This is a genomic window from Bradyrhizobium sp. SEMIA, from assembly GCF_014844175.1.
Taxonomy (GTDB): domain Bacteria; phylum Pseudomonadota; class Alphaproteobacteria; order Rhizobiales; family Xanthobacteraceae; genus Bradyrhizobium; species Bradyrhizobium arachidis.
The window spans coordinates 1769229-1783277 of record NZ_CP046601.1; the positions used below are offsets into that span (position 1 = coordinate 1769229).

The 14049-nt window shown below is 64.8% G+C and carries 10 protein-coding genes and 2 pseudogenes; 5 read left to right on the plus strand and 7 right to left on the minus strand.

Annotated elements, in window-relative coordinates:
• Positions 1 to 4 precede the first annotated feature (4 nt).
• A complete protein-coding gene (locus tag FOM02_RS08455; protein WP_265441614.1) occupies positions 5 to 508 on the minus strand; it encodes a DUF3455 domain-containing protein in 504 nt (167 codons plus the stop codon).
• 100 nt (positions 509 to 608) lie between these two features.
• A pseudogene (locus FOM02_RS08460) lies at positions 609 to 1822 on the minus strand (NADP-dependent isocitrate dehydrogenase).
• 450 nt (positions 1823 to 2272) lie between these two features.
• Here FOM02_RS08460 and FOM02_RS08465 point away from each other — a divergent pair.
• Together FOM02_RS08465 and FOM02_RS08470 are read left to right on the plus strand one after the other, a co-directional pair.
• Positions 2273 to 3460 carry a TrmJ/YjtD family RNA methyltransferase gene (locus FOM02_RS08465; RefSeq protein ID WP_265441615.1) on the plus strand — a complete coding sequence of 396 codons (1188 nt, stop codon included), beginning with the start codon at positions 2273 to 2275 and terminating at the stop codon, positions 3458 to 3460.
• A 242-nt stretch (positions 3461 to 3702) separates the two neighbouring features.
• Entirely contained in the window at positions 3703 to 5478 is a 1776-nt protein-coding gene (locus FOM02_RS08470) for a tetratricopeptide repeat protein (protein WP_265441616.1), read from the plus strand.
• A gap of 115 nt (positions 5479 to 5593) precedes the next feature.
• On the opposite strand, the gene FOM02_RS08475 is transcribed toward FOM02_RS08470, so the two are convergent.
• From FOM02_RS08475 to mddA, 3 genes are read right to left on the minus strand one after another with little or no spacing between them, the layout of a single operon-like run.
• Positions 5594 to 6349 carry a hypothetical protein gene (locus tag FOM02_RS08475; protein ID WP_265441617.1) on the minus strand — a complete coding sequence of 252 codons (756 nt, stop codon included), beginning with the start codon at positions 6347 to 6349 and terminating at the stop codon, positions 5594 to 5596.
• Between the two features lie 35 nt (positions 6350 to 6384).
• The gene (locus FOM02_RS08480; RefSeq protein ID WP_265441618.1) at positions 6385 to 7362 is read right to left on the minus strand and encodes an NADPH:quinone oxidoreductase family protein; all 978 of its coding nucleotides are present in this window, start codon (positions 7360 to 7362) and stop codon (positions 6385 to 6387) included.
• Complete coding sequence (gene mddA, locus FOM02_RS08485; protein ID WP_265441619.1) at positions 7359 to 8150, minus strand: methanethiol S-methyltransferase; 792 nt, start codon at positions 8148 to 8150, stop codon at positions 7359 to 7361. The genes FOM02_RS08480 and mddA overlap by 4 nt, the downstream gene beginning before the upstream one ends.
• Positions 8151 to 8299: 149 nt before the next feature.
• On the opposite strand from mddA, the pseudogene FOM02_RS08490 reads away from it, so the two are divergent.
• Positions 8300 to 9880: pseudogene (locus FOM02_RS08490) on the plus strand (BTAD domain-containing putative transcriptional regulator).
• Positions 9881 to 9951: 71 nt separating this feature from the next.
• Positions 9952 to 10443: a cyanase gene (gene cynS, locus FOM02_RS08495; RefSeq protein ID WP_051377715.1), complete on the plus strand. Its 492-nt coding sequence runs from the start codon at positions 9952 to 9954 to the stop codon at positions 10441 to 10443.
• Between the two features lie 60 nt (positions 10444 to 10503).
• Here cynS and purB read toward each other — a convergent pair whose 3' ends face one another.
• Positions 10504 to 11949 carry an adenylosuccinate lyase gene (purB, locus tag FOM02_RS08500; protein WP_265441620.1) on the minus strand — a complete coding sequence of 482 codons (1446 nt, stop codon included), beginning with the start codon at positions 11947 to 11949 and terminating at the stop codon, positions 10504 to 10506.
• A 114-nt stretch (positions 11950 to 12063) separates the two neighbouring features.
• On the minus strand, positions 12064 to 12876 hold the full coding sequence (locus FOM02_RS08505; protein ID WP_265441621.1) for an isocitrate lyase/PEP mutase family protein: 813 nt from the start codon (positions 12874 to 12876) through the stop codon (positions 12064 to 12066).
• Positions 12877 to 12984: 108 nt separating this feature from the next.
• Here FOM02_RS08505 and FOM02_RS08510 point away from each other — a divergent pair, with 108 nt between their 5' ends.
• Positions 12985 to 13899, plus strand: coding sequence for a LysR family transcriptional regulator (locus FOM02_RS08510; protein WP_092213475.1), 915 nt, complete (start codon positions 12985 to 12987; stop codon positions 13897 to 13899).
• Positions 13900 to 14049: the final 150 nt, after the last annotated feature.

Consider the following 14049-nt stretch of genomic DNA (forward strand, 5'->3'; position numbering starts at 1 on the left):
GCGGTCAGCCTTTCTTCAGAAAGATATAATCGGCCGAATAAGGCGCGCTCTTGAACTCGCCGGCCTTGTCGCAAGAACCCTCGAGCTTGCCGCCATGGGTGTTGATGCGCTGGACCGTGGTGACGGGCGTCAGGGTGCCGTTGCCGCGGCGGGAGGCGACCTCCAACTTCAGCCAGGGGATATCGGCAGGCGTCGCGCCCGGCGAATTGCCGACGGCCTTGCCGACCACCGCGCTGCCGTCGGCGAGCTCCCAGCTCGGGCCGGCATAGTGGCGGCCGATGGTCTTGCCCTCGGACAGCAGGGTCGCGATCGGCTCGCGGAAGGCCCAGGCGAGCTTGCCGTCGGCGGCCGCCTTGCACTCATAGACCTGCGCACCCTCGGCGTGGACGCTGAGCACGACGCTCTCGCCTGCTACGGCGATAGCTTCGGGGAGCGCCTCTGCCGCGACAGCCGGCCCGGCCATGGCGGTGAGCAGTAGCAGGCAGGGGACGACAGACTTGATCGACATGGTCGCATCTCCGCGAAAGGTCTCTAAAAAAGACGGGCCGCGCTTTTGGCGCGGCCCGTGATGATGTCTGACCCAGTCGGGCGAAATTGCGGATGGCAGCTTAGGCCGCCAGCGCCTTCGTCAGGTTTTCCGCGACCTTGTCGAGGAAGCCCGTGGTCGAGAGCCAGCGCTGGTCGCGCCGACCAGCAGCGCGAGGTCCTTGGTCATGTAGCCGGCCTCGACGGTGTCGACGCAGACCTTCTCGAGGGTCGCGGCGAACTTGGCGAGCTCGGCATTGTTGTCGAGCTTGGCGCGGTGCGACAGGCCACGGGTCCAGGCGAAGATCGACGCGATCGAGTTGGTCGAGGTCTCCTTGCCCTTCTGGTGCTCGCGGTAGTGGCGGGTCACCGTGCCGTGGGCGGCTTCGGCTTCCACGGTCTTGCCGTCGGGGGTGAGCAGCACCGAGGTCATCAGGCCGAGCGAGCCGTAGCCCTGCGCCACCGTGTCGGACTGCACGTCGCCGTCGTAGTTCTTACAGGCCCAGACATAGCCGCCGGACCACTTCAGCGCCGAGGCCACCATGTCGTCGATCAGGCGGTGCTCGTAGGTCAGGCCCTTGGCGTCGAACTCCTTCTTGAACTCCTTGTCGAAGATCTCCTGGAAGATGTCCTTGAAGCGGCCGTCATAGACCTTGAGGATCGTGTTCTTGGTCGACAGATACACCGGGTAGCCGCGCAGCAGGCCGTAGTTGAAGGAGGCGCGGGCGAAGTCGATGATGGAATCGTCGAGATTGTACATCTCCATGGCGACGCCGGCGCCCGGAGCCTTGAACACTTCCTTCTCGATCACGGTGCCGTCCTCGCCGACGAACTTCAGCGAGAGGGTGCCCTTGCCCGGGAACTTGATGTCGGTGGCGCGGTACTGGTCGCCATAGGCGTGGCGGCCGATGATGATCGGCTTGGTCCAGCCGGGAACGAGGCGCGGCACGTTCTTGCAGATGATCGGCTCGCGGAAGATCACGCCGCCGAGGATGTTGCGGATGGTGCCGTTCGGCGACTTCCACATCTGCTTGAGGTTGAACTCCTTCACCCGGGCCTCGTCCGGGGTGATGGTGGCGCACTTGACGCCGACGCCGACCTTCTTGATCGCCTCGGCGGCGTCGATGGTGACCTGATCGTTGGTGTGGTCGCGGTACTCCATGCCCAGGTCGTAATAAAGCAGCTCGACGTCAAGGTACGGGTTGATCAGCTTGTCCTTGATGTACTGCCAGATGATCCGGGTCATCTCGTCGCCATCGAGTTCGACGACGGGATTGGATACCTTGATTTTTGCCATGATCGGGGAAGCCTCTTGGGAACGGCGCCAGAAGCGCGCCAACGTGAATATCCGCCGCCTCTTAGCACCGGACCGCGGCGGGCGAAAGCCAAGGGATTATGCACTTTTAGCTCATCCAGCTTGCCCAGATGGGGGGCGGGGAGCGGCCCTGGCGCGGGGAGCCGTCTAGCTTTGAGGAGACCGTTTCATGGATGTCGCGTCTGACGGCCTGAATTTTAGCTCATCCAGCTTGCCCAGATGGGGGGCGGGGAGCGGCCCTGGCGCGGGGGCGGGCCTCAGCCTTCAGATGAGATTCAAAAGTCGATTCTAACCCCGTTATTTCCCTTGAGAATTTTGTCAGGACAGGCAAACGACAGGCTGACGGCCATGGCCGGCCCTGCGGCCGGCCTTGAATCTAATCCTGAGAGCGCCCAGCCAAGGCCTTGAGAGACAGTGTGAAAGCGAAGCGAGATGTCGGGGACTGACAAGAGCAAGGCGGGCCTCTCCCTCGACGGTCCCATCGTCATCCTGGTCGAGCCGCAGCTCGGCGAGAACATCGGCATGTGTGCGCGCGCCATGGGCAATTTTGCGCTTGGCGCCCTGCGCATCGTCAACCCCAGGGACGGCTGGCCCAACATCGCCGCCCAGCGCGCGGCGGCCGGCGCCGACCACATTCTGGAAAAGGTCGAATTGTTCGACACGGTGGAGCAGGCGGTCGCCGACCTCGACCTCCTGTTTGCCACCACCGCGCGCCCCCACGATCAGGCCAAGCCCGTGGTCGGGCCGGAGGCCGCAGCGAGCGAAATCGCCGGTCACGTCGCGACCGGCGGCAGGTGCGGCATCCTGTTCGGCCGCGAGCGCTGGGGGCTGACCAATGAGGAGGTCGGGCTCTCCAACCGCATCATCACCTTCCCGGTCAATCCGGGCTTCGCCTCGCTCAACCTCGCCCAGGCCGTGCTGCTGGTCGGCTATGAATGGTTCAAGCGGGCGACAGCCGGCGCGCTGCCGCATGCCATGCCCGAGCGGTCCGAGCGCGCCTCGCAGCACCAGATCCAGGCCTTCTTCGAGAACCTGGTCCGCGAGCTCGACAAGGTCGAATTCCTGCGGCCGGCCGAGAAGCGCGACACCATGCTGGTGAACCTGCGCAACATCTTCACCCGGATGGACCCGACCAAGCAGGACATGCACACCCTTCATGGGGTCGTCATGGCGATCGCCGAGGGACGCAAGGGCCCGGCCAAGGGCGGCGTGCTCGACGGCGAGCAGGCGACGCGCCTGGCCGAGCATGGGCAGGCGGGTGGCGCGCCCGACAGCGGCTCGACCGTGCGCGGTCTCGCGCGCCTGCTCCGCCGCAACCCCACCGATGCCGAGCGCCTGCTCTGGCTGGCCCTGACCCGCGACCGCCGCTTCGCAGGTGGGTTCAAGCGCCAGACCCCGGTCGGCCGCCACATCCCGGATTTCGTTTCCTTCCCGCACCGGATCGCGATCGAGCTGGTGAACCCGGGCGAGGGCGAGGCCATCGCCGCCGACCGCGCGTCGCGGCGGGCATGGCTGGAGGCGCGGGACTATCGGGTGCTCGACATTCGCGCGGCGGATGTGGAGCGCGATCTTGAGGCGGAGCTGGTGCGGCTGCAGGGGATGGTGGAGCAGGGCGCGTAGGGCTCGTCGCGCACAGGTCCCGTAGGGTGGGCAAAGGCGCATCGCGCCGTGCCCACCATTTTGTCTCCGGACGCGATGGTGGGCACGCTTCTGCCTCCGCTCTTCGAGCTACGGCGGACAAGTCGCTTTGCCCCTACGAAAACTGTCATCCTCGCCCGAGTTTGCACCTCGCGCCGCAACCAAGGGCTGTGCAGAGGCGCAATCGGTTGCTATGAAATCCCGGGAATTGAAATGGGGACTGCATGTTTGGAATGGTGGGCCGCGCACTCATACGTGCGGCAGCAGGCTTCGGTGTTTTGGCGCTGACGGCCTTGCCCGAAACATCAGGCGCTCGCGCGGAAATGCCGTCGGCTTCCAAGTGTAACGCGGCCGGCAATTTCAGCATCGATGACAGGATCGCCGGCTGCACCGCCATGATTCAGGCGGCGGCGCCGGGCATGCAGCAAGGTGTGATCATGGCGCGCTTTCGCCGCGCCATGTTCTACCGCCAGAAGGGTGAGATCGACCTTGCGATCGCGGATTACAACCAGATCGTCGAGCATTACCCGGACAATCTGAGCGCCCGACTCGAGAGGGCTTCTGCGCATCTGCAAAAGCGGGAGCCCGACGCTGCTCTGTCGGATTACGACAAGGCGATCGTGTTCGATCCCAAAAATGTCCAGGCATATCTAGGGCGCGCCCGAATCTACGGAGAGAGACGCGACTCCATCCGCGCCATCGCCAACTACGATCAGGCCCTTCTGATCCATCCGGATAATATCCAAGGGCGTGTCGAGCGAGGTCTTGCTCACCTCCGCAATGGGGATTTGGACCGTGCCATGGTTGACTGTGATCGTGTGGTCGGGATCAGCCCGCAAGACGGCGGTGGCCAGCTGTGCCGCAGCCGGGTTTACTTCGCGAGAGGGAACAGAGAGCGGGCATTGGCCGAACTCGAACAAACCATCCAGAACAAGCCAAGGAACGACTCTTTCTATTATCTTCGCGCCGAATCCTTTTTTCATCTGGGCGAGTTCGACCGCGCTATTGCCGATTATGACGAGATCATTCGGCTGGCACCAAGGGATCAGCGCGCATACTACAGCCGCGGGGTTACGTACGTAAAAAAAGGCGATCTCGATCGCGCGATTGCCGACTATACCAAGGCGATCGAGTTCAATTCCGATCCGTCCCAGCGGGCGCGCAGCACAGAAACTCACCCCAGCGGCGAGTTGGCCTCCGCCTCGTCGAATCAGACGGTTCAGCTCAATCCGACGTACAAAGCCGCTTATGTGGCGCGCGGAGAAGCGCAGAGCAGGAAGGGCAACACCGATAGCGCAATTTCGGATTATGAGCAGGCGATACAGATCGATCCGACCTATCGGACTGCCTTCCTCTACCGTGCGGCTGAATACAGGGCCAAGCGTGATTTCACGCGGGCGATGGCCGATTGCGACCGCGCGGCTTTGCTCGAACCCAAGGACGAACTTGCCCTCATGTGTCGCGGCATAATCTTTCTTGCGATGGGCGATCCGCAGCAAGCCGCCGTGGCTTGCGACCGTGCCATCAAGATCAACCCGAAAGTGGCCGCCTCCTACCGCCCGTGCGTCATGGCACATCTCCAGGCTGGCTCGCCCGCACAAGCGATCACTTATCTCGATCGGTTGAAGGAGCTTGATCCCAAGGATTCCTACAGTGCGATGTGGCGAGAGATCGCGGGCTGGCGCAGCAATACGCCGAGTACCTTATCGGATGCGATTGCCAAGCTCGACATGACCAAATGGCCTGCGCCCGTCATCAAGTTCTTGTTGGGGAGGATGACGGCTGACGAATTGCTGCGGGCAGCCGACGATCCCGATCCGCGGAAGAAGAAGGGCCAGGTGTGCGAGGCGAATTTCTACGGGGCCGAACTGAATTTGCAACGCGGCGCGAAGGAGGAGGCTCGGCGGCTTTTTGGTCTCGCGCTTGCCGACTGCCCGCCGACCTTCGTGGAAACACAGGCGGCCGAGGCTGAACTCAAAATGCTAGACGTCAATCCCTGAAGGGCCGCCCTGTAGGGTGGCAAAGCGGAGCGTGCCAACCATCGATCTGCAAGCTGAGACAGAATGGTGGACACGACGCCGCGCGCCTTTGCCCACCTACGAGATCGAGTTTGTGTCACCCGCGCCCGAGCAGCACGTCGCGCTCCACCGCTATCCATGTCGTCTTCGCCACGGCCAGCAGCGTCCCGGCTTCATCATGGAGCGCGGCCTCCGCCGTGCGCTTGCGGCCGTCGCGGCCGGTTGGCCAGGCGGTGATGATGCAGGGGGGCGCCGGGGACGCGGGGCGGGCCTCGATCCGCGCCGACATCCGTCCGAGCAGGAGCGGCGTCTTGTCGTAGCTGCCGCTCTGCGGATTGCAATTGCTGGCAAAGCCGGTGGGACAATCGAGCGCCGACCAGACAAATTCCGGCGCGACCAGGCCGCCCTCGGCGGCGAGGTTCGGATCGGGCGTCCAGGTTGCGGCGAGAACGGCGTTCTGCGCACGACGCTTGAGCGGTCCGGTGAAGATGCGCAGGCCATCGCCCTGCGCTCGCGCGGGACCGCAGACGAAACAGTTCGGCAGCGGATGCTCGTGCGGCTCGAACAGCGTCAGCAATTCGGCGGCGCGTGCTTCCTGCAAGCTGGCCGTCTCGAGCTGCGCGAGCTCGACGCTCGCCGCGCGCCCGGTTGCAACGACCTTGGCGCCATCGCGAAGCTCCCAAGCGCCATCCTCGGCGGCGACCGCATCGAGCGGCGTGTCCAGGGGAGGCGGCGCGCGCAGCGTCACCTCGGCGCCGCCGGGAATGTGCCGGGCGAGCCGGCCGCAGACATAGCCGCCATTGCCGGAGTTTGGGGGGCCGCAGAAGCGCTTGGCGATGATGATCTCGGTCACGTCTTGCCCTCCTCTGTTGCCGTTCCCCGCGCATTCTACCTGATCTTGAGCACAATTCTTCCCTGAACCGTCCGGTTGGCCACGGCGCGCATGGCATTGCCGGCCTCCTCCAAAGGAAGGACGTGATCGATGTGCGGGCGGATTTGTCCGTCGGCCAGCAATTGCATCAGCGTGTCGTTCGCGCGCGCGGCCTCATGGGGGAATTTCTCGGCCCAGGCGCCGGCGAAAACGCCGATGATGGAATAGTTCTTCAGCAGCGGCAGGTTCATCGGGACCTGTGGTATCACCCCGCCGGTGAAGCCGATCGGCATCAGCCGGCCGCCCCATTTCATCAGGCGGGCCATCTGCTCGAAGATTGCACCGCCGACATTGTCGAAGCCGACATCAATGCCGTCTCCTGATGTGATCGACTTGAGCCGGTCGCGCAGATCCTCGCTGCGATAGTTGATCACATCGCCGGCACCGTAACTCCGCACCAGGGCCGCCTTGTCATCGGAGCCGACACCGGCGATGACGCGCAGCCCCAGATGGCGAGCGAGGTCGACGGCGGCAAGTCCGACCCCGCCGGCCGCGCCGGTAACGAAAACGGTTTCGCCGCGCCGTGCCTGCGCGCGCTCGACCAGCGCATAATAGGCCGTGCCGTAATTGTGCAGCACCGTCGCCGCGGTTTCGAACGCGACGCCATCGGGCAAGCGCACCGTCTTCGATTCCTTCGCTGTCATCCGTTCGGCGTAGCCGCCGGTCCAGCTACTGCACGCCACGCGATCGCCCGGTGCGAATGTCGTGACCTTGGCGCCGACTGCGACGACGACACCGGATGCCTCCGTGCCCGGCACGAACGGCGTTGGTGGCCGCATCTGGTAAAGGCCTGAGACCATCAACTGGTCCATGAAGCTGACGGAGGCGGCGTGGACGTCGATCAGGACCTCGTCGCCGGCCGGCTTCGGCTCGTCGATCTCACCGACGCGCAAATCCTGCGGGCCGGTGAAGGAGCTGCAGAGAACGGCTTTCATTGCGGTGCTCCGACAGGCCAGGATGACTGGCGATCGTCGGTCCGGCGGCGCGCGAACAGGCGCGGCACCAGCATGGGAACGCGCCGGCGATATTGCTGATAGGTCTCTCGGAACTCAGCGATCAGGTCCCGCTCCTCGAACTGCAGTGCGACCAGGATGTAGACGGTGTTGGCGATCGCGAACAGCAGATGGCCTGCGGTCATCGCGGGCGTGGCCCAGAACGCGAGCAGGAAGCCGAGCATCAGCGGATGCCGGACGATCTTGTAGAGCAGGGGCGTCTTGAAGGTTTGACCCGATATCTCGGAGCCCTTTAGTGCGGAGAAAGCCTGACGCAGGCCGAACAGATCGAAATGATCGATCATGTAGCTCGAGGCGAACACGATCAGCCAGCCGAGCCAATGCACGCCGGTCAGCAGCCAGGCTGCAACTCCGCTGGCCTGCCAGACCGGTGCCGGGATCGGGCGCCACTGCCAGAACAGCAGCAGCAGGATCAGGCTCGAGAGCAGCACATAGGTGCTGCGCTGGCAGGCCGCGGGAAGGAATTTGACCAACCATCGCTTGAAGGCCGGCCGCGCCATGACGCTGTGCTGGATCGCAAACAGGCTCATCAGCAGCAGATTGACGACGATGGCTTCGCTCAGATGGATGGGGCTGCCGACGTCGATTGGCTCGTCGATCGATTTGGGCACGACATAATTGCCGACGAAACCGGGGGCGTAGAGAAATGAAACCGTGAATATTCCATAGCTCACGATGGCGTAGAGCAGGATTGCGAGGCGTGCGAACATGGTTTTTCCTGTTGTGCCGATGGCAGCGCTGCCGCATGCAGGAGCCTGAACCACTCGCGGGCGGTCAGGCTCGATCTGTCCTGACTGCTATCGCCGGACCGTCCCCTGCGCGTCCCCCGGGGACGCCGGCCGGGGAAAGAGGTTTTCCAATGACGGCCTTCTCGCTGGGGACGTTCGGGTTCCCTGGGGTTCACGCCGATGGTCGCCCGATCAAGCTCGCCTTGCGCAAGGGGCTTGCGCTGCTGGTCTTTCTCGCCGAGGCCAAGGGCGCCGTCGCGCGCGACGTCGTGGCGACGCTGCTGTGGCCGGAGACGCCCCGTGAGACAGGCCTTGCGCGATTGCGGCGCCTGCTTCACCGCATCGAGCTCACACTTGGCCAACCGGTGTTCGAGACCGACCGCACCAGCGTGCGTTTGTCCCCAGACGTCGAGCTCGAGCTGGATTCGCAATTGTTCGAAAGCGCCTGCGACCGCGGTGACTTCGAAGAGGCGTGCCGGATTTATCGCGGCGATTTCCTCGCAGGTTTCTCTCCGGACGATTCGCCTGAATTCGACGATTGGGCTTTCTATCGCCGGGAGGCGCTGCGAGGACGGCTGGTGCATGCGCTGGAGCGCCTGGTGCAGGACAAGAATGCCGGCGGCGACCATTCTGCCGCGACGGCGTTTGCAGGACGCCTGGTCGAGCTTGATCCGCTCAGCGAAGTCTACGGTCGGCATCTGATCCGCAGCCTGCTGCTGGCCGGTGACCGCAGCGCCGCGGAACGGCATCATGCGGCGCTGATACAGCGGCTGCACGACGAACTCGGGGTCGCACCGGAAGCAGAGACCGAGGCGCTTCTCAGCCCGGCTACGGCGCCGCATGCCGTTCCGACGACACGCTATGTCAAGGGCGCCGGCGTGCATCTGGCGTATCAGACCTACGGAAGCGGTCCGCTCGATATCCTGGTCATGCCCGGCTTCGTGTCGCATGTGGAGCGCGTCTGGGAGCATCCCGCGAGCCGGGCGTTTCTGGCATCATTGATGAGGCTCGGGCGGCTCATCATTCTCGATCGTCGCGGCATCGGACTGTCCGACCGGGTCGGATCGGCCCCCGGCATCGACGTCACGGCGGAGGATATCGGCACCGTGCTGCGGGCGGCGGACTCGCGTCGCGTGGTGCTGTTTGGCGCATCCGAATGCGGGCCGGCCTGCATCAAATTCGCGGTCGATGAACCGCGGCTCGTGGCCGGCCTCATCCTGTTCGGCGCGCTGGCCAAGGGCTGCTGGTCACAGGACTATCCGCACGCGCTCCGCGCCAGCCAGTATGATGCCTCGGAGCAAGCCCGTGTTCCCCGACACGACAAGGGCAGAGCGTCGCCGCTCTGCCCTTCTGCTGTTGCGCTGATCGCGATCAGTGCATGAAGCCGCCGCGGCGATTGTCGGGCTGCTGCGCGCGCCTCCAGCCCCGGCGGCATCTCGGCGGTGCTGGATGCGTTTCGCGACGCCGATGTGCGGCATCTTCTGGCGCAAATTGCCGTGCCGACATTGGTGCTGCATCGGCGGGACGACAAGGCCGTGCGGATCGCTGCCGGGCGCGATATCGCGAGCCGGATCAAGAGCGCGCAATTCGTCGAGCTCGAGGGAAGCGATCACTGGTTCTTTGCCGGCGATCAGCGGCCGGTGCTCGCGGCGATCGGGCGGTTTACGGAGGATTTGGCGAAGCGAGGCGAGGGCGCCGGTGGGAGGCGCTAGCCTGATTTATTGGCACGTTTCGTGCCTCCGAAGGCGGCAGGCGGCACAGTGCCTGGCCAGGGGACCCTGACATGAAACGCGAAGACCTCACCGAAAAGCTGCTCGACATCAAGCGCGAGAAGGGCTGGAGCTGGAAACACATCTGCGAGAAGATCGGCGGCTACTCCGAAGTTCTGATCGTTGGCGCGATCCTCGGCCAGATGAAACTGACAAAGCCGCAGGCGGCGAATGCCGGTGAGCTGTTCGGACTGTCGAAGGCGGAAGTTGCGATGCTCAACGAGGTGCCGATGCGCGGCACCGGCACGCCGATGCCGCCGACCGATCCCTTGATCTACCGCTTCTACGAGATGGTGATGGTGAACGGCCCGGCCTGGAAGGCGCTGATCGAGGAAGAATTCGGCGACGGCATCATGTCGGCGATCGACTTCGACATGGCCATGGAGCGCGTCGCCAATCCCAAGGGCGACCGCGTCAAGATCACGATGTCAGGCAAATTCCTGCCGTACAAATATTACGGCGCCAGCGGCAACGTGCCGGAATACGGATTTAAAGAGGGCGAATAGCGAATCGCGAGTAGCGAATGGACCTTCTTCTCCATTCGCTACTCGCTACTCACCATTCGCCTACAAAATCGCGCCCGGCGCGTAGCTCGCCGCTTCAGGCTTCGCCTTCGCCAGTGCGTCGACCTGCTCGGCGAAGTGATCGACCTGCGCGCCGGCATCGCCGGAATTGGCACGGCCGTGATCGAGCACGCGCTGCAGCTCGGCTTCGCTCAGGCCAAGACGTTGGTCGGCAGCGAGACGCTGCAAGAGGTCGTTCTGCACGATCTTGCCGGTGCGCAAGTCGCGGATGGCCGCGACCGCGTGCTCCTTGATCGCTTCGTGCGCGCCTTCGCGCCCCGCGCCCTTCTTCACCGCTTCCATCATCACCGTGGTGGTCAGCAGGAAGGGCAGATAACGGTTGAGCTCGGTCGCGACGACAGCGTCGAAGATCTCCATCTGGTCGAGCACCGAGAGCAGGGTCTCGAGCAGGCCGTCCATCGCGAGGAATGCATCGGGCAGCATGACGCGGCGGACCACGGAGCAGGAGACGTCGCCCTCGTTCCACTGGTCGCCGGAAAGGCCTGCGGCCATCGCGAGATAGCCCTTCAGCACCACGTGCAGGCCGTTGATGCGCTCGCAGGAGCGGCTGTTCATCTTGTGCGGCATCGCGGAGGAGCCGACCTGGCCCTTGGCAAACCCTTCGCTGGCGAGCTCGTGGCCGGCCATCAGGCGCAGCGTCTTGGCGAAGCTGCCCGGACCGCTGGCGAGATCGACCAGCACGCTGACCGCCCGGAAGTCGAGGCTGCGCGGATAGACCTGGCCGACGGCATCAAAGCTCTTGGGCAGTCCGAGATGCTTGAGGATCTGCTGCTCGAGCGCGCGGGCCTTGCCGGCATCGCCGTTGAACAAAGTGATCTGGTCGAGCCGCGTGCCCACCGCGCCCTTCAGGCCACGCGCGGGATAGGTGTTGAGCACATTGACCAGGCTCTGATGCGCCAGCAGCATCTCCTCGCCGAACATCGCGATGCGCTTGCCGAGCGTCGTGACCTGCGCGGCGACGTTGTGCGTGCGTGCCGTGAACGGCATGTCGCGCAACTGCTTTGCGTGTCTCGCAAAGCGAATGAGGGCGGCGATGCTCTTGGTCTCGATCAGCTGGAGCCCGCGATAGACCTGGAGCTGCTCGACGTTCTCGGTGAGGTCGCGGCTGGTCATGCCCTTGTGCAGGTGCTCGTGACCGGCGAGATCGCAGAACTCCTCGATGCGCGCCTTGACGTCGTGGCGGGTGATGCGCTCGCGGCGCATGATGGAGGCGAGGTCGACCTGGTCCTTGACGCGCTCGTAGGCTTCGATCACGCCGTCCGGCACCGGGATGCCGAGATCGCGCTGACCCTTCAGCACGGCGATCCAATAGTCGCGTTCGAGGCGAACCTTGCCTTCGCCGCTCCAGATGGCGCGCATGGCGTGCGAGGCATAGCGTTCGGCGAGACGTTCGAGATTTGATCCTGAGGCATGCCGCTCATTTGGCATTGCCGGGGGCCGACTGCAAGTCGCGAGCCGGCCCCGGGGCGCCAGCATGGCACATCCATCCACATTCCCCGCCGGACCGAGGCGACGCGGCTGTTCCGCGCCGGCCGGGGGCGGTCAGCCAAATGCAGCCCGCACCTCCTTCATCGGGGCCATTTCGCGGACATAGGTAAACGCGCCCCGATCCTTCATTTCGTGGGCGCAATTGAGAAACGCTGCCAGCGCAACGCGGGCCATGGCGCCGCCCACGCTGATGCGCTTGACGCCGGCGGCGGCAATCTGCTCGACGGTCAGCGTGGGATCGGCAAAGCCCATCACCAGGTTGAAGGGCTTTTTGACCGACGAGGCCACGGTGCGGATGGTCTCGATGTCGTGGACCCCCGGCGAATACAGCACGTCGGCACCGGCGGCCTCGAAGGCCTGTAGCCGCCGGATCGTGTCGTCGAGATCGCTGCTGCCCTTCAGCAGGTTCTCGGCGCGGGCCGTCAGCGTGAATGGGAAGGGGAGCGCGCGCGCCGCCTCGACGGCGGCCTGCACGCGTTCGACCGCGAGGTGGAAATCGTAGATCGGCTTGCGCGGATCGCCGGTAAAATCCTCGATCGAGCCGCCGACGCACCCGGCCTCCGCCGCGCGCGTGATGGCCTTTGCCGCGGTCTTCGGATCGTCGGCGCCACAGTTTTCGAGGTCGGCGTTGACGGGAAGATCGGTCGCCTCGGCGATGATCCGGCAGTTTTCAAGGATGGCGTCGAGGCTGACGGTCGTGCTGCCGAGGGTATTGGCAAGGCCAAGGCTCGTCGTCGCCAGCGCCTCGAACCCCATCGACGCCAGCAGTTTTGCGGTGCCGGCATCCCAGGGGTTCGGGATGACGAAGGCGCCGGGGCGCTGATGCAATTCGCGAAATCGTGCTGCCTTGTCGGCCTGGGTGCGCATGGGGGCTCCTGTCGGTCTCGTGTCGCACAGCAGCGATAGGACGGTTTCGTCCATCAGCCAAATTTGTTATTCCTCTCGATATCATCAGCTTTTTGCATGAGGTCCGGCATGGACAGCGACGCGCTGAACACGTTCCTGGTGGTGCACCGGCGCGGCGGCATCTCGAACGCTGCAAAGGCGCTGCATCGCTCGCAGCCGGCGATCTCGCGGCGTATCGCGCTTCTCGAGCAGGAGCTCGGCGTGCCGCTGTTCGAGCGGGTCGCGGGCAAGACGCGGCTCAGCGATGCCGGTCGCGTCATGGTGCCCTATGCCGAACGGGCGGTGGCAGCGGCGCAGGACGCCGAGAACGCGGTACGTGCGCTGCTGCGCGACAGTGCCGGGCCGGTGTCGCTGGCGGTGACCGGTACGCTCGCGGGCGGCAGGCTCTCCCGGGTGCTCAAGCGCTTCGTCGCCCGGCATCCGGATGTGGCGCTGACGCTGCGCACGGCGACCAGCGCCGAGGTCTCTGATCTGATCCGGCGCGGGGAGGCGACCATCGGCCTGCGCTACGACCGCGACCGCTCGGCCGATCTTGATTGCGAGTTGCTGTTTGCCGAGCCGCTGCAGGTGGTGTGCGCGCCGGATCATCCGCTGGCGGGCAAGCGGGTGGCGAAGCTCGCCGATCTCGGCGACGAGAAATGGATCGCCTTTCCGGAAGTGCCGGGCCGCCGTGAGATCACGGCCTCGCACGTCTTTGCGCTGTTCCAGAGCGCAGGGCTCGGCGAGATCGAATGGACCGCTGTCGACAGCCTCACCGCGCAGAAGCGCCTGGTCGAAGCCGGGTTCGGGATCGCGTTGCTGTCACAGAGCAACGCGGCGGAAGAATTGGGCTCGGGCGCGATCGCGACGATTCGCGTCGGCAATCTCACCGCAAGTCATGACGTCGTCGCGGTTGTCAGGCGCGGCGGTTTCCTCAGTGCCGCCTCGCGGCGTCTGCTGGAGATCATCCGGCGGGAGTTTTCGAGCAAGCGCGTGGCGAGGTAGCGAAGAGAGCTGCTGTCTTCGCCACGCGTCGTTGGTCGATCTCAAGCGCGACGCGATCAGGATGAATCGTCATCGCGCTTTAGCTTGTGGTTTGCGCATGATCTCCGCGCAAACGCGTAACGCGTTTGTCGCGAGGGAAAACCGCTACGC

Coding starts and splice junctions, on each gene's coding strand:
- FOM02_RS08455 (WP_265441614.1), bottom strand. CDS start 508: ATGTCGATCAAGTCTGTCGTCCCCTGCCTGCTACTGCTCACCGCCATG.
- FOM02_RS08465 (WP_265441615.1), top strand. CDS start 2,273: ATGTCGGGGACTGACAAGAGCAAGGCGGGCCTCTCCCTCGACGGTCCC.
- FOM02_RS08470 (WP_265441616.1), top strand. CDS start 3,703: ATGTTTGGAATGGTGGGCCGCGCACTCATACGTGCGGCAGCAGGCTTC.
- FOM02_RS08480 (WP_265441618.1), bottom strand. CDS start 7,362: ATGAAAGCCGTTCTCTGCAGCTCCTTCACCGGCCCGCAGGATTTGCGC.
- mddA (WP_265441619.1), bottom strand. CDS start 8,150: ATGTTCGCACGCCTCGCAATCCTGCTCTACGCCATCGTGAGCTATGGA.
- cynS (WP_051377715.1), top strand. CDS start 9,952: ATGAAACGCGAAGACCTCACCGAAAAGCTGCTCGACATCAAGCGCGAG.
- purB (WP_265441620.1), bottom strand. CDS start 11,949: ATGCCAAATGAGCGGCATGCCTCAGGATCAAATCTCGAACGTCTCGCC.
- FOM02_RS08505 (WP_265441621.1), bottom strand. CDS start 12,876: ATGCGCACCCAGGCCGACAAGGCAGCACGATTTCGCGAATTGCATCAG.
- FOM02_RS08510 (WP_092213475.1), top strand. CDS start 12,985: ATGGACAGCGACGCGCTGAACACGTTCCTGGTGGTGCACCGGCGCGGC.